General features: G+C 42.6%; 21 protein-coding genes. All 21 read right to left on the bottom strand.

Annotated elements, in window-relative coordinates:
- Positions 1–28: 28 nt before the first annotated feature.
- Positions 29–1,057: an NAD-dependent epimerase/dehydratase family protein gene (locus G598_RS0104655; protein WP_026765956.1), complete on the bottom strand. Its 1,029-nt coding sequence runs from the start codon at positions 1,055–1,057 to the stop codon at positions 29–31.
- On the bottom strand, positions 1,054–1,926 hold the full coding sequence (locus G598_RS0104650; protein ID WP_026765955.1) for an NAD-dependent epimerase/dehydratase family protein: 873 nt from the start codon (positions 1,924–1,926) through the stop codon (positions 1,054–1,056). Before G598_RS0104650 ends, G598_RS0104655 begins: the two co-directional genes overlap by 4 nt.
- Entirely contained in the window at positions 1,926–3,251 is a 1,326-nt protein-coding gene (gene rfbH / locus G598_RS0104645; RefSeq protein WP_026765954.1) for a lipopolysaccharide biosynthesis protein RfbH, read from the bottom strand. The genes G598_RS0104650 and rfbH overlap by 1 nt, the downstream gene beginning before the upstream one ends.
- On the bottom strand, positions 3,248–4,315 hold the full coding sequence (gene rfbG / locus G598_RS0104640) for a CDP-glucose 4,6-dehydratase (RefSeq protein ID WP_026765953.1): 1,068 nt from the start codon (positions 4,313–4,315) through the stop codon (positions 3,248–3,250). Before rfbG ends, rfbH begins: the two co-directional genes overlap by 4 nt.
- Entirely contained in the window at positions 4,312–5,094 is a 783-nt protein-coding gene (gene rfbF / locus G598_RS0104635; RefSeq protein ID WP_026765952.1) for a glucose-1-phosphate cytidylyltransferase, read from the bottom strand. The genes rfbG and rfbF overlap by 4 nt, the downstream gene beginning before the upstream one ends.
- A gap of 225 nt (positions 5,095–5,319) precedes the next feature.
- Positions 5,320–6,276, bottom strand: coding sequence for a GHMP family kinase ATP-binding protein (locus G598_RS0104630; protein WP_245582757.1), 957 nt, complete (start codon positions 6,274–6,276; stop codon positions 5,320–5,322).
- 74 nt (positions 6,277–6,350) lie between these two features.
- Entirely contained in the window at positions 6,351–7,406 is a 1,056-nt protein-coding gene (locus G598_RS0104625; RefSeq protein WP_211221498.1) for an EpsG family protein, read from the bottom strand.
- Positions 7,407–7,490: 84 nt separating this feature from the next.
- Positions 7,491–8,504 (bottom strand): glycosyltransferase, encoded by a 1,014-nt coding sequence (locus G598_RS0104620; RefSeq protein WP_157833273.1) that lies wholly within the window; start codon positions 8,502–8,504, stop codon positions 7,491–7,493.
- Between the two features lie 79 nt (positions 8,505–8,583).
- On the bottom strand, positions 8,584–9,696 hold the full coding sequence (locus G598_RS17075; protein WP_051179941.1) for a glycosyltransferase: 1,113 nt from the start codon (positions 9,694–9,696) through the stop codon (positions 8,584–8,586).
- Positions 9,697–9,715: 19 nt separating this feature from the next.
- Positions 9,716–10,720 carry an NAD-dependent epimerase gene (locus tag G598_RS0104610; RefSeq protein ID WP_026765948.1) on the bottom strand — a complete coding sequence of 335 codons (1,005 nt, stop codon included), beginning with the start codon at positions 10,718–10,720 and terminating at the stop codon, positions 9,716–9,718.
- A gap of 67 nt (positions 10,721–10,787) precedes the next feature.
- The gene (locus G598_RS0104605) at positions 10,788–11,954 is read right to left on the bottom strand and encodes a nucleotide sugar dehydrogenase (protein ID WP_026765947.1); all 1,167 of its coding nucleotides are present in this window, start codon (positions 11,952–11,954) and stop codon (positions 10,788–10,790) included.
- A gap of 13 nt (positions 11,955–11,967) precedes the next feature.
- Positions 11,968–13,062, bottom strand: coding sequence for a glycosyltransferase family 4 protein (locus tag G598_RS0104600; protein WP_026765946.1), 1,095 nt, complete (start codon positions 13,060–13,062; stop codon positions 11,968–11,970).
- A 6-nt stretch (positions 13,063–13,068) separates the two neighbouring features.
- Positions 13,069–14,460 carry a sugar transferase gene (locus tag G598_RS0104595; RefSeq protein ID WP_211221496.1) on the bottom strand — a complete coding sequence of 464 codons (1,392 nt, stop codon included), beginning with the start codon at positions 14,458–14,460 and terminating at the stop codon, positions 13,069–13,071.
- Between the two features lie 13 nt (positions 14,461–14,473).
- Positions 14,474–15,820 (bottom strand): GumC family protein, encoded by a 1,347-nt coding sequence (locus G598_RS0104590; protein ID WP_026765944.1) that lies wholly within the window; start codon positions 15,818–15,820, stop codon positions 14,474–14,476.
- A gap of 3 nt (positions 15,821–15,823) precedes the next feature.
- Positions 15,824–15,991, bottom strand: a complete 168-nt coding sequence (locus G598_RS19935; RefSeq protein ID WP_169534972.1) for a hypothetical protein — start codon at positions 15,989–15,991, stop codon at positions 15,824–15,826.
- Between the two features lie 224 nt (positions 15,992–16,215).
- Complete coding sequence (gene sdaAA / locus G598_RS0104580; RefSeq protein ID WP_037363230.1) at positions 16,216–17,085, bottom strand: L-serine ammonia-lyase, iron-sulfur-dependent, subunit alpha; 870 nt, start codon at positions 17,083–17,085, stop codon at positions 16,216–16,218.
- Between the two features lie 17 nt (positions 17,086–17,102).
- Positions 17,103–17,765 (bottom strand): L-serine ammonia-lyase, iron-sulfur-dependent subunit beta, encoded by a 663-nt coding sequence (sdaAB, locus tag G598_RS0104575; protein WP_026765942.1) that lies wholly within the window; start codon positions 17,763–17,765, stop codon positions 17,103–17,105.
- A gap of 62 nt (positions 17,766–17,827) precedes the next feature.
- The gene (dapA, locus tag G598_RS0104570) at positions 17,828–18,715 is read right to left on the bottom strand and encodes a 4-hydroxy-tetrahydrodipicolinate synthase (protein WP_026765941.1); all 888 of its coding nucleotides are present in this window, start codon (positions 18,713–18,715) and stop codon (positions 17,828–17,830) included.
- 143 nt (positions 18,716–18,858) lie between these two features.
- On the bottom strand, positions 18,859–19,944 hold the full coding sequence (gene aroB, locus G598_RS0104565) for a 3-dehydroquinate synthase (protein ID WP_026765940.1): 1,086 nt from the start codon (positions 19,942–19,944) through the stop codon (positions 18,859–18,861).
- On the bottom strand, positions 19,937–20,467 hold the full coding sequence (locus tag G598_RS0104560; protein WP_026765939.1) for a shikimate kinase: 531 nt from the start codon (positions 20,465–20,467) through the stop codon (positions 19,937–19,939). The genes aroB and G598_RS0104560 overlap by 8 nt, the downstream gene beginning before the upstream one ends.
- Positions 20,460–21,629: a chorismate synthase gene (gene aroC / locus G598_RS0104555; RefSeq protein ID WP_026765938.1), complete on the bottom strand. Its 1,170-nt coding sequence runs from the start codon at positions 21,627–21,629 to the stop codon at positions 20,460–20,462. Before aroC ends, G598_RS0104560 begins: the two co-directional genes overlap by 8 nt.
- Positions 21,630–21,657 lie beyond the last annotated feature (28 nt).

The raw sequence follows: 21,657 nt of genomic DNA, 5'->3' as shown, positions 1-21,657 counted from the left end.
TGCCTGGGGATTCTCCTCATGTATTTGCTTACAATGTTTTTACCCATTCCAACATCTTTCTAATACCTTCTTCTTTGGACACTTCAGGCTGCCATTTTAAAAGTTCCTGTGCTTTGCTCGTATCTGCCACAAAAACCTTTTGGTCGCTTTCCCGCCAAGGAAGTTTTTGAAAGTTCAGTTTTACATCCAGTTCTTTTTCCAGCATGGCAAAAAGTTCCAATAAGGACAGACTGTTATCCATACCACCACCGATATTGCAAACCTTACCAGCTGCCTCTTCCATATGCTCTACACCAGCATAGTAGAGCCGCACCATATCCTCTGCATGCAGCACATCACGAACCTGTTTGCCATCACCGGAAATGGTAAACGGTTCTTTCAATTCGCCTCGTTTAGTTTCAATAGCTTTTTGGCAAAACCAACCAATCCAGCCCTGATCATAAGTAGCAAACTGACGGCCACCATACATAGATGAATGACGGAAGACCAAGGTTTTCAGACCAAAAATACGGGCAAAATCCTGCATATACTGATCAGCCGTGCCTTTTGAACATCCATAGGGGGAATGAAATTCTAACGGCACACTTTCATCATAGCCATCAGGGAATTCATCACAGGTATAACGAGTTTCTGTTTCTGTATAGTGATACTGTTCCAAATCGCCATAAACCTTATTCGTCGAAGAAAACAGCATACAGGTATCCGGTGAATATTTCCGGATGCTGTCCAATACATTGAAGGTGCCCAACGCGTTAATTTCAAAATCCTTGCGTGGATTGGCTATGGATGTAGTCATTGCCACCTGGCCGGCTACATGAAAAACCGCATCCGGTTTTTCACTTCGAATCAGATTTTCCACATCATTCGAGTTGCGCACATCACCATTGATAAAATTGAAATCTCCCTGCGCTTGCAACCATTTGAGATTATCTGCAGCACCAAGACGGCTAAGATTATCAAACACAACCAATTCGATGCCTGATTTTAAGGCATGCTGCGCTAGATTGCTCCCCAAGAACCCACATCCACCATTTATCAACAGTTTCTTCATTTTCATTTTTCTGCCCCCACTATTTTTCTGATACCAGTTTCTATATCCACTTTTGCCTGCCAGCCCATATTCAACAATGACTCTACATTTGCCTCTGAATTCATAATTTCATTTTCTCTGTAGGGTATCGCACCAAATACCAGTTTTGTCTGACTTTTAGTTATTGATTTGGCAAGCATGACCAATTCTTTTATGCTAATCGTTTTGCCTGTACCCACTTCATAATGCTGATACTTTTTATCATTACTTTGCAATGTCAATATTTTCCAATAGGCTTCTACCACATCATCTACATAGATGAAATCACGACGCTGCTCTCCGGCTGTCAGTTTCAGCTCATCCTGATTGTTTTGCAAAGCCTCCAGCATAAAGGTGACAAATTTCGTATTCGCGTCATCTTCACCATACATATGTTCCAGTTTTGCATCAATGAAATTAATCTTGCCCATATGCGCAAACTGTTGCCCTATTTCAGAAAATTGTTTTTTTGACAAAGCATACCAATTAAGGTATTTCGATAAAATCGTATCAGTATTAAAGAAGGTATCAGTATTAAAGTGCAAAGCAAGTTCCAGCAATTTTAAAGGAAACTTCAAATTGACATCGTAAATCTCCTCTACAGCTTCCCCTTGTCGTCCGTAACAGGTAGCTGTGTGTATCACAACATCAATATGCTGCTCCCTAAACACATCGACAAAATCATCCAGCTTATCAATATCATAGCTTTTGACTTTGCACAGTTCAGCTTCCAAGCGTTTTGTATTGGAAAAACTGCGTTTCAGGATAACTACTTTTTGACCTTCTGCCAGTAATTTTTTTACAACATGACTGCCCAAAAAGCCCGTTGCCCCTGTCACTAAAAAGCATTTATCCATTACTGATTCACCGCTTCTTTAATGACCTTAATCATATAATCCAGCTTTTCATCGCTCATCCCCGGATATACGCCAACCCAGAACGTATCATTCATAATACGGTCGGTATTTTCAAGACTGCCAACTACGCGATACCCCTCACCGCTGGCCCGCATTTCATCAAAGCACGGATGCTTAATGAGGTTGCCGGCAAAGAGCATTCTCGTCTGTACACCTTTGCTTTCGATATAAGCCACAACCTTTTTGCGGTCTACGCCGTTGCAGGTCATCATAAAGCCAAACCAGCTCGGCTTGCTGTTTGCTACCGGTTCCGGCAGGATGAGTTTGTCGCTGACTTCCTGCAGGCCTTTATACAGACGGTCAAAGTTATAACGGCGGCGTTCCACGAATTTCGGGAATTTCTTCAGCTGAGCCACGCCAACAGCTGCCTGCATATCCGTGATATTGAGGTTCAGCCCGAAATGGCTGTAAACATATTTATGGTCGTAACCCTTCGGCAATTCCCCATACTGACCATCAAAACGATGACCACAGAAGTTGTCCTGTCCGGATGCACAGACGCAGTCACGGCCCCAGTCACGCATAGAACGGATAATCTTGTGAAGCAGCGGATTTTTCGTATAAACAGCACCTCCCTGCCCCATCGTCATATGATGCGGCGGATAGAAACTGGACGTACCAATATCACCGATACTGCCAGTGAATTTTTCTTCGCCATCAATGGTATAAAGGGAACCTAAAGCATCGCAGTTGTCTTCAACCAGCCACAAATTATGCTTATCGCAGAAATCCTTGACAGCTTTCAAATTAAAAGGATTGCCCAAGGTATGCGCAATCATGACGGCTTTGGTCTTTTCAGACAGCGCCGCCTCAAGTTTCGTCACATCAATGTTGTACTGCGGAATCGTCACATCCACGAACACTGGCACCGCGCCATAATTGATAATCGGTGAAACCGTAGTCGGGAAACCAGCTGCTACCGTGATAACCTCATCCCCACGGCGAATACGACGTTCTTTCAACAGTGGAGAAGTCAACGTCATAAAGGCCAGAAGGTTTGCCGAAGAACCGGAATTAACCACAGACACAAACTTTGTGCCCAAGTATTCAGCCAACCCTTTTTCAAACTCCTTCACATAACGGCCAGAAGTGAGCCAAAACTCCAGCGCACTATCCACTAGCAGTTCCATTTCCTCATGGTCATAAACACGAGAGGCATAAGGAATACGATCTCCTTCCTTGTATGTCTCATTCTGTTTATGATAAGTATCACAATATTCCCGTACCATTTCTAAAATCTTGTCATGCATTTCCTGTTTACTCATTTGGCTCTCCTTAAAAACTCATGAATCTGTTCTTCCATCACTTTGGCGATATTCTCGCCTTTCTGATATGCTTTTGCCCATGCAACGGTTTCCCGCAAGGCATCTTCAATATGCCAATGCGGCTGCCACTGCAGACGGCTCTTTATCTTAGAACAATCCAGCTTGAGGAAATTGGCCTCATGAGGGCCTTCCACGCTGACGTTTTCCCAACTAATTTCCTTGCTCCACTGACGGCAGAAAATATCCACCAATTCGCCAGTGGTTACACAATCGCACTCATCTGGACCGACATTGTACCAGTCAGCATATTTGCCATCTTCATACTGTGCCTGTGCAATTAACAGATACGCATAAAGCGGTTCCAGTACATGCTGATATGGACGGGTGGAATAAGGATTACGTACCTCAATATCTTGCCCGGCAAAAGCTGCCCGAATACAATCCGGCACAATGCGATTTACGGAAAAATCCCCACCACCAATTACGTTGCCTGCTCTGGCTGTGGAAATTGCACAGCGACCATCCATAAAGAAACTCTTTTTATAGCTGTGCGTCACCAGTTCCGAACAGCTCTTACTATTGGAATACGGATCGTAACCATCCAGAGGTTCATTTTCTCGATAACCCCAAGACCATTCCTTATTTTCATAGACCTTGTCTGTCGTAACATTGAGGAAAGATTTAACACTTTGCGTCTGACGCACACATTCCAAGATATTAACTGTCCCCATTACATTGGTTTCATAAGTCAATACCGGCTCTTTGTAGCTTTCAATGACCAGTGGCTGTGCTGCTAAATGCAGAACAATTTCCGGCTGGACATCCTGAAATACCTGCAACAATTTTTCCTGATCACGGATATCGCCGATTATGGAGTGAATACCTGCTTCCACTCCGGATTCGACAAATACTTTTCCTCCTTCTGCTGTAGGGGACTCCAGTGCATAACCAGTAACCTGCGCACCAAACATGGTCAGCATCTTGCACAGCCACATACCTTTAAAACCAGTATGTCCGGTAACCAGTACCTTTTTCCCTTGATAAAAATTTGGATTTAATTTCATTTATCCCACACTTTCCAAGGCGCCTTGCCTGCCAGCCACATTTCTTCCAATTTCTGCTTGTCCCGCAAGGTATCCATGCACTGCCAAAATCCTTTGTGCTTATAGGCCATAATTTGACCATCATCAGCAAGATGTTCCATCGGATCACGTTCAAACATCACATTGGATTGGATATAATCGAAAATCTTTGGCTCTAGTACCATATACCCGCCATTGATATAGCCCACATCGTCCCGGCTCTTTTCCCGGAACGACTGAACATTATTCCCATTCAAATCCAAAATACCAAAACGACCTTCCGGTTTCACCGCCGTCAACGTGCAGGCCTTGCCATGCGATTTGTGGAACTCCACCAAAGCTTTCAAATCCACATTGCAAACACCATCACCATAGGTCATCAGGAACGGTTCATCACCAATATAGTCACGTACTTGCTTAATACGCCAACCAGTTAGGGAATCCAGTCCCGTATCTACTACAGTCACTTTCCAAGGTTCAAAATCCGTAGAAATAATCCCACGATGCTCCCGCTCGCCATCTACACGGAAGTCAAAAGAAATATTACTGGACTGCAGGAAGTAGTGCGCAAAATAATTCTTGATGTATTCCTGTTTGTAACCTGCGCAGATGATAAAATCATCAAAGCCATAATACAGGTACTCCTTCATGATGTGCCAAAGAATCGGCTTGCCACCAATCTCAATCATTGGTTTCGGCTTGAATTGTGACTCTTCGCTGATGCGAGTGCCGAACCCCCCTGCTAACAAAACTACTTTCACTGTAAAAATCCCCCTATTACCTTTTTTATACTATATGCCGTCTTCTTCCATCCGAGTAAAACAAGCATTTGTATCAAAAGTTATAACACAGCCATACAGCGGAACCTTTATTCATCTATTTCCTATAAAAATTTTACTCAGCATTTTCCATCTACTATGGTATAACTATCTCGCATTAATTTAGTCTCAATCAGCAGTCTGTATGGTTAAACACTAGACTGTTTTTTATAAATACCGATCCGGAATTTCGTAATCCTCAGCCTTGAAATAAATAACCTTAGTTCCTTCCGTTTCGAACTTGAAAGGCACATACAACAAGTGCTCTAAAGCTTTCATAACAGTCGGCTGTTTATCTTTTTCCACATAGAATAGCAGGAAACCACCACCGCCAGCTCCCAAAAGCTTGCCACCAATAGCACCTGCATTGATTGCCTTATCATAAAGCTCATCAATAGAGCCTGTAGATATACCTGCAGAGATACCTCTCTTCAATTTCCATGTGTAGTCCAAAAGCCGACCAAATTCATTCAAATTGCTATGTTGGTCAGTCAGAATGTCTTCGGCTTCTTTGACCAATGATTTCATTTCCAGCAATTGCTTTGTCTTATCGGAAAGATTCTTTTTCGTTTCCTTCTGCACCTTGGCCGAAAATCTGGAAAATCCCGTAAAAAAGAGCATCAGATTATCGTTAAATTCATTTTTTCTTTGGTTGGATATCGTCAACGGAGATACTTTATAGCCATCCTTATCCATATCAATCCTATTCAAACCACCAAAGGCTGCCGCAATCTGATCCTGAATACCACCTGCTTCATTACAGAGAACACGTTCGACATATATGGCTTCATCCGCGAGACGTCTCTTATCTACCATCTTGCCTTTGATACCATAAAAAGCATTCAGCATGCCAACAGCAAAGGAGGAAGAGGTCCCTAAGCCAGTACGAGCCGGTAAATCCGCTTCGTAGGATAAACGAATCTCATGCATGTCCTTGAATTTCATCAAATTCCGAATCAGTGGATGTGCTATTTCGTCTAATTCCTGCACTCGCTCTATATTTGCGTACACGAACTCATTAGAGTAATCGAAGAACCGGGGCAAATGTCTAGCCGTTACATAACAGTATTTATCAAACGTTGTCGAAAGAACTGCACCGCCATATTCTTCGTAAAATTCCTTCATATCTGTACCACCTCCGAAAAATGACATACGGAAAGGTGTTTTTGTTATAATCATAGTTTTTAATCTCCATTTCTTTATTTTATCAATGATAAATTATAATCATATTCATAATTATATGCAGATGAAGGTACGTTTGTTAATTTCAATCTTGCTTCCATGTTTCCATTAATCAAAAGCAATGAATAAATCATCAATACCCCCAAAGTAAAAATACGTAATGACCTATGTGGAACATTTATCAATGCATCACAAAACGGTATTATATAAAATATTAAGAAATAATACGCAACTCTCATCAATACATGTGAATAAGAAGCGCAAATAAAAAATCCCATAACCACAATCATCATATTTAAAAATTTTCCACATTGTTTACCACTAAAAAGATAAATAAAAATAAATAACGTTATATCAAATCCAATCATAAAAACTGGTAATGTTTGTTCATTTGAATGGAGATACTTCGCATATTTTATAATTGAAACATCTACTCCTATTCGTTCAGCCCATATTTCTATAACAGAAAAAATAATATCCATTTGATATATATATATAAACATTCCAAAGCATATCAAATATAAAACAATATTAAATTTTTTTCGAGGAACAAATGGTATTACTATTCCAATAGCTGCTGATAAATGAACCATTGTAGCCAACATTGTGAATAAACAGTACGTATATTTTTTCCCTTTCTCCCAATATCCATATGCAAAATATATCAAAGCAACCGCTAACATTTGTCGAACAATATTTAATGATTCCATATACAAATGTGGAGAAAACAAAAAAATTAAAAATGCGATACATCTAACTTTATAAGAAGAAAAATACCTCTTATTAGCAAAATAAAATAATGATAAAGTCAGCAAAGTGTATACAAAAAAGAACATTTGAGTATCAAATCCGCAATCTTTTAGTATATTTACTATTATATAATATACAAATTCTACCTCACCATTAAGTACATCATCGATACTACTCCATTCCATTTCTATATATTTCTTTACATAGGGCTGATAATCCCATCCAATATTATATCTAAAAGCTGTAATAAAAAAAACAATTACGTATAATAGACGTTCTCCCCAAGAAGCTATATATTCGTTAAAGCACTCATTTATTAACAAACATAAAAAACACAAACAAAAAAATATAATCCAAAATATCATACATATTCCTTCTTAATAAAATATGCCATATACTTGTAACACCTATATATCAATCTCTTTCTCTACTTTATTCATTATCTTCCTTATATCAAACCTATACAACGATTTATAAATTCTATCTTGATAGGCTTGCGAATCTAGTTTTTCTACACATTTAACTGCCTGTTCGATTGCCACAGTACTAAAACCATTAATATAAAATCCATTAATATCTTCTATAATATATTCAGGAAAACAACCGACTTTAGTAGCTAAAACTAGCTTACCATAATAATTAGCCAATTGAACAGTCTGTGTTCCCGTAGCATCTTTATACGGCAAAATTACAAATTTTGATTTCTTGATATACATAGCCAGTCTTCTGTTAGAAACATACTCATTAACAAATACAATATTATCATTATTTTTTGCAACATTATTCACATATGATTCCATACTTCCTTTTCCAACAATAAGTAGCTTTTTATTCAACACAACAAAAGCATTTAATAAATTTTCTATTCCCTTATATGGTTCTATACGGCCAAAAAATATAAAATCATATTCTATATCAGCAACACAATCCCTTATATCTTCAAATTCTTGCACAATCATCTCTGGCAAATATATAACGATTCCTTTTTCTTTATTATTTTCTAATTCATCCAAAGCACCTTTATAGCTTACTATTATCTTATCAACTCTTTTTAAGTAAAGCTTATCGATAAACAATTTCACCACTCTATCCTTTAAAGTTGATCCTGAGTGCAATCTTGGATCATGCAACCAAACAACCACTCTATTGAATTTTACGAATAATAAAATTATCAAATTCCATATTGTTTGGTTCATAAAAAAGATATTTAGTTTATCGTATTCATATTTTTTTATGAATTTAATAAGTTTTATGAGATTTATTATTTTACTAAAGCATCCACCATTGCTATATATTTTTTCATTTATTACGTTAAAAAAGTTATCATCAAAATCTAGAGATTCACAGGCTGCAGGTGCAATAACAATGGATTTAGATTTGTTATTAAGACAATTTACTATTCCTGAAAAATTATCAGTCATTGCATTTTTTCTTTTTCCGAAGCAAATATATATATTCATATATTATTCCTTTAAGTACATCCAAATGTAATAATGGCAATCATCTACTTGTAATCATTTTATAAAATTTTTCTATATCAATTGCAACTCTATTTATATCATACGGATTATTTTCAATTTTTTTACAATCATTTTCTTTTCTGGGTTCTTTTCTTATTTTACCACTCCAATATGTCGCATCTTTTTTTAACGAAACATATCTTATGACATTTGAAATCTCTACTTCATTAGTAACAACATCTGATACAAGACAATCTATATTGTTAATTTGTGCTTCTATCAATGCAACTGGCAGGCCTTCAAATAACGAGGGAAACAAAAAGACATCCATAGCTGATAGATAATCTGATGTATTGCCAATTGCTCCCAAAAATATTATTTTTTCATCTATTCTCAAATCTTTTGCCATTAATTCTAATTCTTCACGCAAAGGTCCATCACCAATTAACAACAATTTACTATTAACATTTTGTCTGTGATATTCTTTGAAAATCTTTAGAATAAATTTATGATTTTTCGCTTGAGTCATTCGCCCGACATGCCCGATTAGAACTGCATCATCATCGATATTTAAAAGTTGCCGATACTTTTTTCTTTTTGTTACTGAATATTGATACAGTTCTGGTTTCACAGCATTTATCCAACGATAAAAGTTTTTGCGCTTTTCTGCGTCTCTACCAAATCTAAATTCTGCGGCCCCTATTGAACATGCGCACAAATAATCGCTAATGTAACGTAGGGGATATTCTAAAAATCTTTTACAAAAATACATAGCCTTATTACCTCTAATACCTGTGCTATGACTATGTGAAATAACAATTTTACCAAAATATTTAGCTACTGATAGATAAATACTAGCCGTAGATGTCATATGACCTTGAACAACTTTTATATCAGGATGATTTTCTAATAATTTACACCATGCCATTACATACGAAATAATATTCCATCCTTTAAATTTAGGCAAATGAAACACATCCCCCCCCATTTCTAGGATTTGTTGTTCATGCATGCCTATTTTTTCCCCATGAACAGCAAAATCAAATGTGATATCTCTTTTTTTCATGTACGGCATTAATGTCATCAACATGCTTTCAATTCCACCAATGTCCATTCCACCCACTACATGTAAAATATGCATTTTCTCTGCCATTTTATCTCCGTTTCTACTACTAAAAATGATAATATTCCTTGTACCACTTGGAAAATTTATTCAATCCTTTAGCTATGGTTGTACTAGGTCTAAAGTCAAAATCTTTCTTTAATTCACTAACATCGGCATAAGTCTGGTACACGTCCCCCGGCTGCATAGGCAAATATTCTTTTACTGCCGTCTTTCCTAAGGCTTTTTCCAGTGTCTCGATAAATTCCATCAGCGTCACAGGGGTGTTATTGCCAATGTTGTATACCTTGTACCTATCGCCATTCTTATTGGCTTTCGGCGGATTGCAAAGCATATGTTCGATACCTGCAACAATATCATCCACATAGGTAAAGTCTCGAAGCATATCACCGTTGTTGTAAATCTTGATTGCCTTGCCCTCATAAATCAGATTGGCAAATTTGAAATACGCCATATCTGGACGACCATATGGCCCATAGACCGTAAAAAATCTAAGTCCGGTTGCCGGAATACCATACAGATGACTGTAGGTATATGCCATCAACTCATTAGATTTCTTTGTTGCAGCATAAAGACTAATAGGATGGTCAACATTATCTGTGGTGCTAAAGGGAGTTTTCTCTTGATTGCCATAAACAGAGGAACTAGATGCAAAAAGCAGATGCTCCACAGGATTGTAACGACAAGCTTCTAATATATTGAAGAAACCTATCAAATTGGAATCAATATAGCTACGCGGATGATCGATACTGTAACGCACACCAGCTTGTGCCCCTAAATTCACCACAATATCCGGCTTTGAACTCTCAAACAGTGATTTGACTGCTGACTCATCAGCCAAATCCCCTTTAATAAACTCATACTTCGGATATTCACGTAAAATCTGCAACCGACTTTCTTTCAAAGATACATCATAATAGTCATTGCAGTTATCAAATCCGACTACTCTTGCACCAAGCTCCAACAAGCGTTTCGATAGATGAAAACCTATAAAACCTGCACCACCAGTAACCAGCACCTTTTTGTTATTATCAAATTCATTGTAATTTGCCAATTTATTCGTTCCCCCATTTGATACCTATCAAATTGCTTTGTCCGTGTTGACTGGTCAACTTAACCTGTTAATCACGACTGAAAATGTCTCTCGTAAACACCTTTTCTCGCACATCTTCCAACGCATCATTCCAACGGTTAGCCACAATCACATCACTACGCTCCTTGAACATGTCTAAATCATTAACTACCTCAGAACGGAAGAAATTATCCTCTTTTAATGTCGGCTCATAAACAATGCAAGGAATCCCCTTCGCCTTGATACGTTTCATAATGCCCTGAATGGCACTGGCTCGGAAATTGTCAGATGCCGTTTTCATCGTCAAGCGGTAAACGCCTACCACCTTCGGCTTTTTCGCAATTATGGTATCGGCAATAAAATCCTTGCGAGTCCGATTGGCCTCTACCACTGCTCCAATAAGATTCTGTGGAACATCGCGATAATTCGCTAAAAGCTGTTTCGTATCTTTAGGCAGGCAATATCCACCATAACCGAAGGACGGATTATTGTAGAAATCACCAATGCGCGGGTCAAGGCTGACACCACGGATAATTTCGCCCGTGTCCAGTCCACGAGATTCAGCATAGGAATCCAGCTCGTTAAAATACGCCACCCTTAGAGCAAGACAAGTATTAGCAAAAAGCTTAATTGCCTCTGCCTCGGTTGAACCAGTAAAAAGCGTAGGGATATCCTTTTTCACTGCACCTTCTGATAAAAGAGTAGCAAAAACCTTAGCACGTTTTGAGCGTTCTCCAACAATAATCCGTGAAGGATACAGATTGTCATGAAGAGCCTTTCCTTCACGCAGGAATTCCGGCGAAAAGATAATGTTATCCGTTTGAAACTTCTTTTTCATCTGATCCGTGTAACCAACTGGAACAGTAGATTTTATAATCATCACTGCTTGCGGATTTATATCCAAAACTTCTCCAATAACAGCCTCAACAGAGGAAGTATCAAAAAAATTCTTGTCTGGATCATAATTTGTCGGCGTAGAGATAATTACAAATTCTGCATTCTCAATGGCCTCCCACGCATCTAAAGTCGCACGGAAATTAAGATCCTTATGAGCCAGAAAATCCGAAATATCCTTATCTACAATAGGCGAAATCCCCTTATTGAGCATTTCCACCTTCTCCGGCACAATGTCCAACGCAATAACTTCATTATGTTGCGCCAATAAAATCCCATTTGACAATCCAACATATCCTGTGCCTGCAATCGCTATTTTCATTTTCTTTATCTCCTCATTTTATCTTTGCTAATTCTTTAAAATATGCATTGATTACTATCTGACGGTCAAATTCCTTTTCCATTTTTCTTCGTCCCATTTTTCCCATTTTATCTCTTTCAATAGGAGAAAGAGATAAAAATTCTCTAATCGCATTTTCTAATGCCTGAGTATCTCTTGACGGAAAACCTATACCGGTTATATGATTATCAAATGTTTCTTTGCATCCATATATATCATTTGTTGTTAAAACAGGGCGTCCCGTAGCTGCAGCTTCCAAACAAACATTAGACATACCTTCCGGGTAATAAGACGGATGAATAAGAGCATGAGAATTCTTCAAAAACCCATGTACATCTGTCTGATGACCATGGTAAATAAATATACCTTCTTTATGCCATTTGTTCATAACCGCTTCATATCCAGCCTCACATTTCCCCAATACATGAAATTCAACATTTGGATATTCTTTTTTTATATTATGAGCTGCTTCTGCCAATTCATAAATTCCCTTTTCACGTAGGATACGAGATACAAACAGAAAACGGATCCCCTCTGTTTCTGCTGGATATTTTTCATAACTATGTAGCTGCAAATTTACTCCTGACCCCGGTATTAAAACAGGATTTTTCCAATGTATGCCGTTAGATTCTAAAATCCGTAAATTTCCTATATTTTGAAAAAAGATACATTGTTCATAGCCAGCTACACACTTATACATTGTACTAACTAATTTACAAAGTAAATTATCTTTGTTAAATGCTGTTCCTAAACCAGTGATATTCATAATATAGGGAATATGGCATACTTTAGCTGCCATACCCCCATATAAATTTGGTTTTATTGCATAAGATAAAATGCAATCTGGCTTTAACTTTTTCAACAATTTATAATAAAAATGTAAAAGCCTTATATCTTCAACAGGATTCATCCCTCGTCTTTTTACTGGAGACGGTATCACTATGTCAACTATTTCTGCAACCTTGTCATAACATTTTCCTGTAGGTATACTTGCAATTACCTCATGCCCTGCATCTTTCAATTGCATCATCAATTCTCTTCTGGGCAAGTATAGTCCTTCAGCATGATGAGCCAAAATTAAAATTCTCATGCTATCTTAAAAATCTCCATAAATATCTTTTCCAATATCGTATTTTTCAATGTTCAGCGGTTTTTGTTCAATCCCCGCACCTTCTGTAGCACTCTTGGTGAACAGTACTTTTACCGTTTGAATAATTATGGTCAAATCCATCAAAAGCCCGCATTTTTCAATATACATCAGGTCATAAACCAGCTTGTCAAACGGTGTCGTATTGTATTTGCCATAGACCTGTGCCATGCCGGTAATACCGGGCTTAACATTATGCCGATAGGCATATTCCGGTATTTCCTTGGTAAACTGCTCCACAAAGAACGGGCGTTCCGGTCTAGGGCCAACAAGGCTCATATCGCCAATAACTACATTCCATATCTGTGGCAGTTCATCCAAACGTACTGTACGCAGAAATTTCCCCAACTTGGTAATTCGCGGGTCATTTTCCTGTGCCAGCATGGGGCCAGTGTATTTTTCGGCATCGACCCTCATCGTGCGGAATTTATATACACGGAATTCTTTTCCATCTCTTCCTGTACGAATCTGACTGTAAAGAACCGGTCCCGGGTCAAATATCTTTATGGCTATAGCGGTTACGGTCATAAAGGGCAAGGCACAGATAAACCCAATTCCTGACAATATAATATCCAGCAAACGCTTCAATGAACGTACTTCCAGGCTGGGATAAAGGCTTTGCGGATGTAATACAGGAATATCATCAATTTTATCCAATTCTGCTCCAGTGCAGAAAATTTCATAGGTATTCGGAATCAACAGTGCTGTTTTGCCATTTTCATGACAGTAATTGATAACGGACACTTTATAACGATGACGCATTTCCGGACAAAGGATAATGACATCTATATCTTCTGCCGCTTTGCGCCAGTCGCTTGTCTCTATCTCTGTACAGATATATTTAAGCTTTAAATTCAGCTGTGGCTGCAGGCGCAACCGATTGTATACATGGTCACATTCTTCAGCAGATCCCATCAGCATGACAGTTCGCTTACTATGCAGTTTCTGCTCCAGTTGCCAACCAAAATACCGCCATAGAATAAGCATGGTTGTAGACAGCACTGCACTTAATGCGATTACCCCTCTTGAATAGGAAGATTCATAGAGGAAAAAACTCAGTGCCATCACAAGGATCAGTGTACATAGATTCGCTACAAATGTACTAAGGATGATCTCTGCAAAACGCTTTCTGCCAATGGAATACAAGCCGTTAATATTCAGTAAAAGACTACTAATGACCATGGTCACCGGCAACATGCCAGAATACAAATAAATATTATTGACAATAATATCTCTGTCTAAAATTATGCTTGTCGCAATAATGTAGGATATGGCAATCCATGTCATATCGCCTAAAAACAGTATTAACTTCCGTGATTGGGGAAATTTGCGGTTTTGCAAATCCAACGCTCCTTTATGCTTCTTCTTTTTTATACTGGATTAGTCCATAGCCAAAGCTGATTAAACAGCCGATAACAAAACCGATAGCGGTAATCAATTTTTTCTTTGGTCCTGCAGGTTTGTCTTCATCCGGCAAATCCGCTGGGTCGATAATCTGAATGTCCATGGACTCCATGGCTTCCTTAATCTTGCTGTCTTCACATTGCTTAACCAACCCGGTATATGTTTCTTCCTTGATGCTGGCTTCCTGTTGAAGTTTTAGGTATTCCAACACTTCCTGTGGGAAATTTTCCAGTTCTTTTTCCTTTTCCGCTCTGCGTTCCTTAATGGCTGCTTCGCTGGCCTGCGCGATGGCTATACTGGCTTCTGCATTGGCCTGATCTTTAATCAAATCAGCCTGAGCAGGATTGATACTGGTGTACTGAGACGAAACAATGGTATTAACTTCTTCGGACAATTTCTGTTGCAATGCAGTGATCTTTTCCTGAGCAGAAATAATGTTAGGATTTTCTTCTGTGTAACGTTCCCGCAAACCAACCAAGCTTACCTGAGCATCAACAATCTGCTTGCGCAGTGCCATAACATTGGCATTATCATTAATATGAAAGGCTTGGCTGCTGCTACGCATATCACCGAGTTTTGCCGATACGCTTTCCAATTTGGCCTGATTGGCCTTTTGCTGAACAGCCATATCTCCTAGCGCATTATCGAATGCATTCATTTTCGACACCGTAGCTCTTGCCTGTTCATCTGGGCTATAAATTTTGTGTTTTTGCTGATATTCCGCAAATTCTGTGCGAGCTTCTTGGGCCTCTTGTTTCGCTTCGTCTATGCGTTCGTTAAGAAACTTTACAAAAGTACTCTGGGTTTGCTTGGCTTTATCCGTCTGCATTGCCAGGAAATTATCCACAACGCTCTGGCTGATCATTTGTGCTTCTTCCGGACTCTTACCGGTAGCTGTAACGGTAATCAGGTTTGTCTGCTTGGTATTTTCGATTTTGAGGAATTTCTTGGCAAAGCCCTTAGCATCTGGCTTTTTCTTTTCATCTTCCCATTCCATCTGGTCGATAATCGGTTCCAAAACAGTGCGGGATTTCATCAATTCAATGAAGTTAAGCTCTGCTCCACCAGAGCCGCCACCCAGCATCGCAGCCATCGCTGATGCACCACCAATGCCTGCATTGCTGCGTGTCTGCACCAAAGTGGTGGATTCATACGTTTTCGGCAAAGCAAATGACACGATAAGTGCCAATGCTGTACAACCACCCACGATGGTGCCCACAGTCTTGCGGCGGTTATACATGATTTGCATTAACTTTCCTAAGTCGATGGATTCTTCTTTCTGTACATTATTTTCCATGTATTATTTCTCCGTCTTCATATTATTTAGTGCATATTCACAGCACTGCCGTACCAAGTTATTCACAGACACTTTTTCGTGCTCGGCAACTTTTGCCAGCTCATCAAGTAAACTGGAGGGAAGACGGAAGGTTTTATTGATCATTTCTTCCGTCTGTTTGACTTGAAACATGGGATTGATTCTTCCTTTCGTTCGCGTGTTTTTTATATACTCCATTATATTAGCACATATGCCCCCCCCCACAAGACATTCTGCAAAAAAATTTACTTTTTATCCACAAATTACATTGTGCCCGTGTTTTTTTGCATAAAAATAAGCGCAAGATGTATTGCTGTGATAGCAAAAATACATCTTGCGCTTGAAATCATGCACGTGTTACCATGCACGATTTATATTTACTTGTAAATGCGTTTTTCGATTACCTGCGCCGTAGCCGTTGTGGCCAATCCGCCTTCACTCGTTTCCCGCAGGCTCTTGGGCAGGGCCTTGCCGATGCGGTTCATGGCGTCAATGACTTCGTCTACGGGAATGACCGAATCAATCCCCGCCATGCTCATATCGGCCGCCAGCATGGCTTCGATTACGGCAAAGCCGTTGCGTTTGACGCAGGGGACTTCTACGAGACCGGCTACGGGGTCGCAGACCAAGCCCAGCAAGTTTTTGATGGACAATGCCACGGCATTGCCGATTTGCCGTGGGCTGCCGCCGGCAAGTTCTACCAAAGCCGCTGCCGCCATACCTGCTGCTGTGCCGCATTCTGCCTGACAGCCGCCTGCTGCTCCGGCAATGGAGGCATTCTGATCAATGACCATACCAATACCTGCGGCGGTAAAGAGGGCGTTTACAATAGCCTGATCGGATACATTGCGTTCCATCTTTGCTGCATAGAGCGCGGCCGGCACGATGCCGCAGGAACCGGCAGTTGGGCAGGCGACGATACGGCCCATGACCGCATTGACTTCGCTGATGCCCACCGCATAGGCGGCGGCACTTAAAACCTCCTGCCCCATATAGCCACGCTGACGGTAGGCATAGAGTTTTTTGGCATCACCGCCGGTAAGGCCGCTCAGGGATTTTTCCGTGTTTTTGATGCCCCGCTCAATGGATGCCTGCATGACCTGCCAATTCGTCTGCATGGAGAGCATGATTTCTGCCCGCGATTTTTGGCTGTCCTGCATTTCCCGTTTGATGACGATTTCATGCAGGGAAGTCCCTGCTTCCTCGGCCAGGACAATCAATTCTTCGATATTATTAAAGTTAATCATAGGTACTGCTCCTCAAATCAAATGGCGGGAATGGCAAAGGCGTATTCCACATTATCCGCCTGCTGGCACTCTTCGATAACCGTTGCCGCCGGTTCCTCGTCCAGTTCCATAATCATCATGGCGGTTTCGCCGCGGTTCTGACGGGACACCCGCATAAAGGCGATATTGACCGCCGCATGGGCCAGTATCTGCGTAACGCGGGTGATCACACCGGGGCAGTCATGGTGTATGGTGATGAGGGCAGGATATTGTCCGGTCAGTTCTACCTGATAGCCATCGATATTAGAAATCATGATATTGCCGCCGCCCACCGATGCGCCACGGACTCTGGCTGTACGTCCGGAACGGCCCACAAGGTAAATAACGGCCGTATTGGGGTGTGCTTCTTCGAGATTCACCGTCTGAAAGCTGAATTCCAAACCATGGTCACGGGCAATCTGCAAAGCCTCGCGAATGCGTTCGTCCTCCGGGGCAAAGCCCAAGATGCCGGCAATCAAGGCCTTATCCGTACCATGCCCGCGATAGGTACGGGCAAAGGAGCCATGCAGGTTGATTTCCGCCCGCACCGCTTCTTCGCCCAAAATTTTCCGCGCCATCAACCCCAAGCGCACAGCACCTGCCGTATGGGAACTGGACGGGCCAATCATCACCGGCCCGACAATATCAAAAACTCCGTGCATATATAAATCCCTTTCTAAACGAGAAAAAGCCTTCCCCCTTGGGGAAGGCGGTGTAAAATTTCTTACTTGATCAAACCATGGTTGCGCAGAGCATCTTCCAGCTGTTTTTCGTGCTGGGGTTCCATCTCCGACAGCGGCATGCGCAGGGGGCCTGCGGCATAGCCGAGCTTGCGCATGGCAACCTTGACGGGAATCGGGTTGACCTCGCAGAACAGCGCATCGATGAGGTCAGCATATTCCACCTGCATTTTTTCGGCTTTTTTCGTATCGCCATCAAAGAAGGCCTGACACATATCATGAGTCTGCTGCGGTGCCACGTTGGAAAGTACAGAGATTACGCCCTGACCACCCAAGGAAAGAATCGGCACTATCTGGTCGTCATTGCCGGAATAGATTACCAAATCATCGCCGACAGCCGCGCGCAGACGCAGAATCTTCGACAGGTCGCCATTGGCTTCTTTTACGGCCACGATATTGGGATGCTTAGCCAGTTCCACATAGGTGGACGTTGCAATTGCCACGCCCGTACGGGAAGGCACATCATAGAGGATAATGGGGATGTTCACCGCATCGGCAATCGCCGTGTAATGGGCGATAAGGCCTTTCTGCGTGCATTTATTGTAATACGGCGTTACCACCAGCAGGGCATCCGCGCCCACGCTTTCCGCATATTTGGAAAGCTCCACTGCATAGCTGGTTTCATTGGAGCCGGTACCGGCGATTACCGGCACGCGCCCCTTTACATGGTCGACAGCAAATTTGATGGCTGCACGATGTTCTGCATCGCTCATCGTTGCGGATTCACCCGTAGTACCGGTGATGATGATGGCATCCGTATGATTTTTTATCTGGTCATCAATAATCCGTCCCAGCTCGTCAAAGTTAATGCCATCTTCCGTATACGGCGTAATGATGGCTACACCTGCGCCACGAAAAATCGTTTTTTTCATGAAAAAGCCTCCCATGTAAATTAAAAAGTTCCATTCACATTCATCTTACTGCTTCTAATTATCACATTAACCCCGCGAAAAGTCAACGGCGATTGCCATTCTTCGCACGTAATGCGCTAAACTTTACACGCTCTGCCATCTTTTTAGGCACGCACGGCCTCCATGGCCTTTTTGACCACATCTGCCGGCACATCATTGCGGCAGATGACCTGACCGATTTTTTCCATAAGTACCCAGGTCACTTTGCCGCCCACGGTTTTCTTGTCATGGAAGATATCGGCGTACATGGCATCTACGGTTACGCCTGCGGCCTGCAAGGGCAGATTATAACGCGCAATCATCTCCCGCACGCGGTTGTATTCCGTTTCGCCGATAAGCCCCAGTTCCCAGCTGACGTTAGCTGCACCCACCATACCTGTTGCCACGGCCTCGCCATGATTATAGCGCACATAGCCGGTTTCCTTTTCTATGGCATGGGCGATGGTATGGCCGAAGTTCAGAATCCGGCGCAATCCGGCTTCTTTTTCGTCCTCGCTGACCACGGCGGCCTTTATCTCACAGGAGCGGGCAATCATATGTACCAAAGCCTCCGGCTCCAAGGCCAGCACCTGTTCCCTGTTTGCCTCTAAGAAAGCAAAGAAATCTGCATCATAGATAATACCGTATTTGATGATTTCGCCAAGCCCCGTGTAGATTTCCCGCTGTGGCAGAGTCTTCATATAATTGAGTTCCATAAAGACAGCCTGCGGCTGGTAGAACGCCCCGATAAGGTTCTTGCCCAGTTCATGATTGACCGCCACCTTACCGCCGACGCTGGAATCCACCTGTGCCAGCAGGCTGGTGGGAAGCTGCACAAAGGGCACGCCGCGCATATAGGTTGCGGCGACAAAGCCCGCCAAATCACCGACTACACCGCCACCTAAGGCAAAGACCGGTGATTTGCGGTCAAGACCCAGTTCAATGGCCCGCGTAAAGAGGTCATTGGCCACGGTGAGATTCTTGGAGCTTTCGCCTGCCGGTATCTGCATGAGTGCCGCTTCCAGGCCAGCTTCGGCTAACAGCTGCTGTACCTGTTTTCCATACAACGGGCCTACATGCGTATCGGTAACAAGCAGCGCCTTTTTACTGTAACCTGCCCCCTTGACAAAATCGACAATCTCCTGACCGATATCGTAACCGATAACGATATCGTAACTCTTTTCGCCTAAATCCACCCGTACCTTACGCATGCAGCACACCTCTTGTCTTTAATGTTTTGGTGATGACTTCCACCACCTGCAGGGGCGATAATTCACTGGTATCGACGGAAAAATCGGCCTGCTGATAAAGCGATTCCCGCTCCTTTAACAATTTTTCCACAGCCTGACGGCGGTCGCCATCATCTGCGCGGTCGAGTACCGGGCGGGTGCCGCGGCTTTTGGTGCGTTCGAGCACCGTATCGACATCGGCTTTTAAGCAGACCATTACCCCACTGGATTTTAACGCCTCCACATTGGCCGGATTCTTTACCGTACCGCCGCCGGTGGAAATCACCGCATTGCGCCGCTTGGAGAGTCTTACCGCCAGCTCATGTTCGAGCTGACGGAAATGGCCTTCTCCAAACTTAACAAAGATTTCGGGAATGCTTAGTCCAGCTTCTTCTTCGATTTTATTATCCATATCGATAAAGGCACAGCCTAGCCGCTGGGCGAGCATTTTCCCTGTGCTGGATTTGCCCGTTCCCATAAAGCCGATTAAAATCACATTACGCATGCGCGCACCAATCCTTTCCAATGCGCTGATTATAGGCATCGATTGCGGCTTTCAAATCCACCATCGCATCACTGCCGAATTTCTCACAAACGGCCTGCGCGATAACAAAGGCAACCATAGCCTCGCCCACGACCGACGCCGCCGATACCGCACAGGTATCGCTGCGCTCCTTGCAAGCCAGCACTGCTTCGCGGCTTTCAATATCAATGGACTTCAGCGGTGTCATCAAGGTCGGAATCGGCTTCATGGCCGCCCGCACGATGATATCTTCGCCATTAGTCATGCCGCCTTCAAGTCCGCCCGCCCGGTTGGTTTTGCGCTGAATCCTGTCCTCTTCAAGATAGATTTCATCATGAATCTGACTGCCGGGAAGAACGGCGCACTCGAACCCTGCGCCAATCTCCACGCCCTTGATGGCCTGAATGGACATCATGGCGCCGGACAAGCGGGCATCTAACCGTCTATCCCACTGAATATGACTGCCTAAACCAACAGGTGCGCCCTGTACAATGACTTCAAAAATTCCACCTAAGGTATCGCCTGCGGCCTTGGCTTCGTCAATGCGGGCTTTCATCTGCACTTCGGCCTCACTATCATAGCAGTTGAGTTCAGAACCATTTTCTGTGCCAATCGCTGACCGGTCAATTTTTGACGGGTCAACGGCCACACCGCCGATATTGGTCACATGGGAAACGACTTTTATACCGAGTTCTCGCAGAAAAGCCTTGCAGACCGCACCTACGGCCACCCGCATGGTGGTTTCGCGGGCACTCGAACGCTCCAGTATATCCCGCACATCTTCACGATCATATTTCAAAATCCCCGTCAAATCCGCATGACCGGGACGGGCTGCCGTGACCTTTTCGCCTTCCGGCTCACCAAAGGCGGCCATGCGGCCGTTCCAGTTGGCAAAATCCTTGTTGATCACCTGCAGGGTCAGCGGGCCGCCCAATGTCTCGTTAAAGCGCATGCCGGAGAGGACTTCCACCTTGTCCGTCTCAATCTTCATGCGCCCCCCACGGCCATACCCCTGCTGTCGGCGGGCTAGTTCCCGGTCAATATCCTCCTTATGCAGCTTCAGCCCGGCCGGCAGGCCCTCCAAAATCGCCGTAAGTCTCGGCCCATGGGACTCGCCCGCCGTCATAAAACGCAACTCGCTCATACTATACACCTCATCGTAGCAATTTTTC

The sequence above is a fragment of the Selenomonas ruminantium subsp. ruminantium ATCC 12561 genome (assembly GCF_000424065.1).
Lineage (GTDB): Bacteria > Bacillota > Negativicutes > Selenomonadales > Selenomonadaceae > Selenomonas_A > Selenomonas_A ruminantium.
This window is presented reverse-complemented; position numbering and strand designations above follow the sequence as displayed.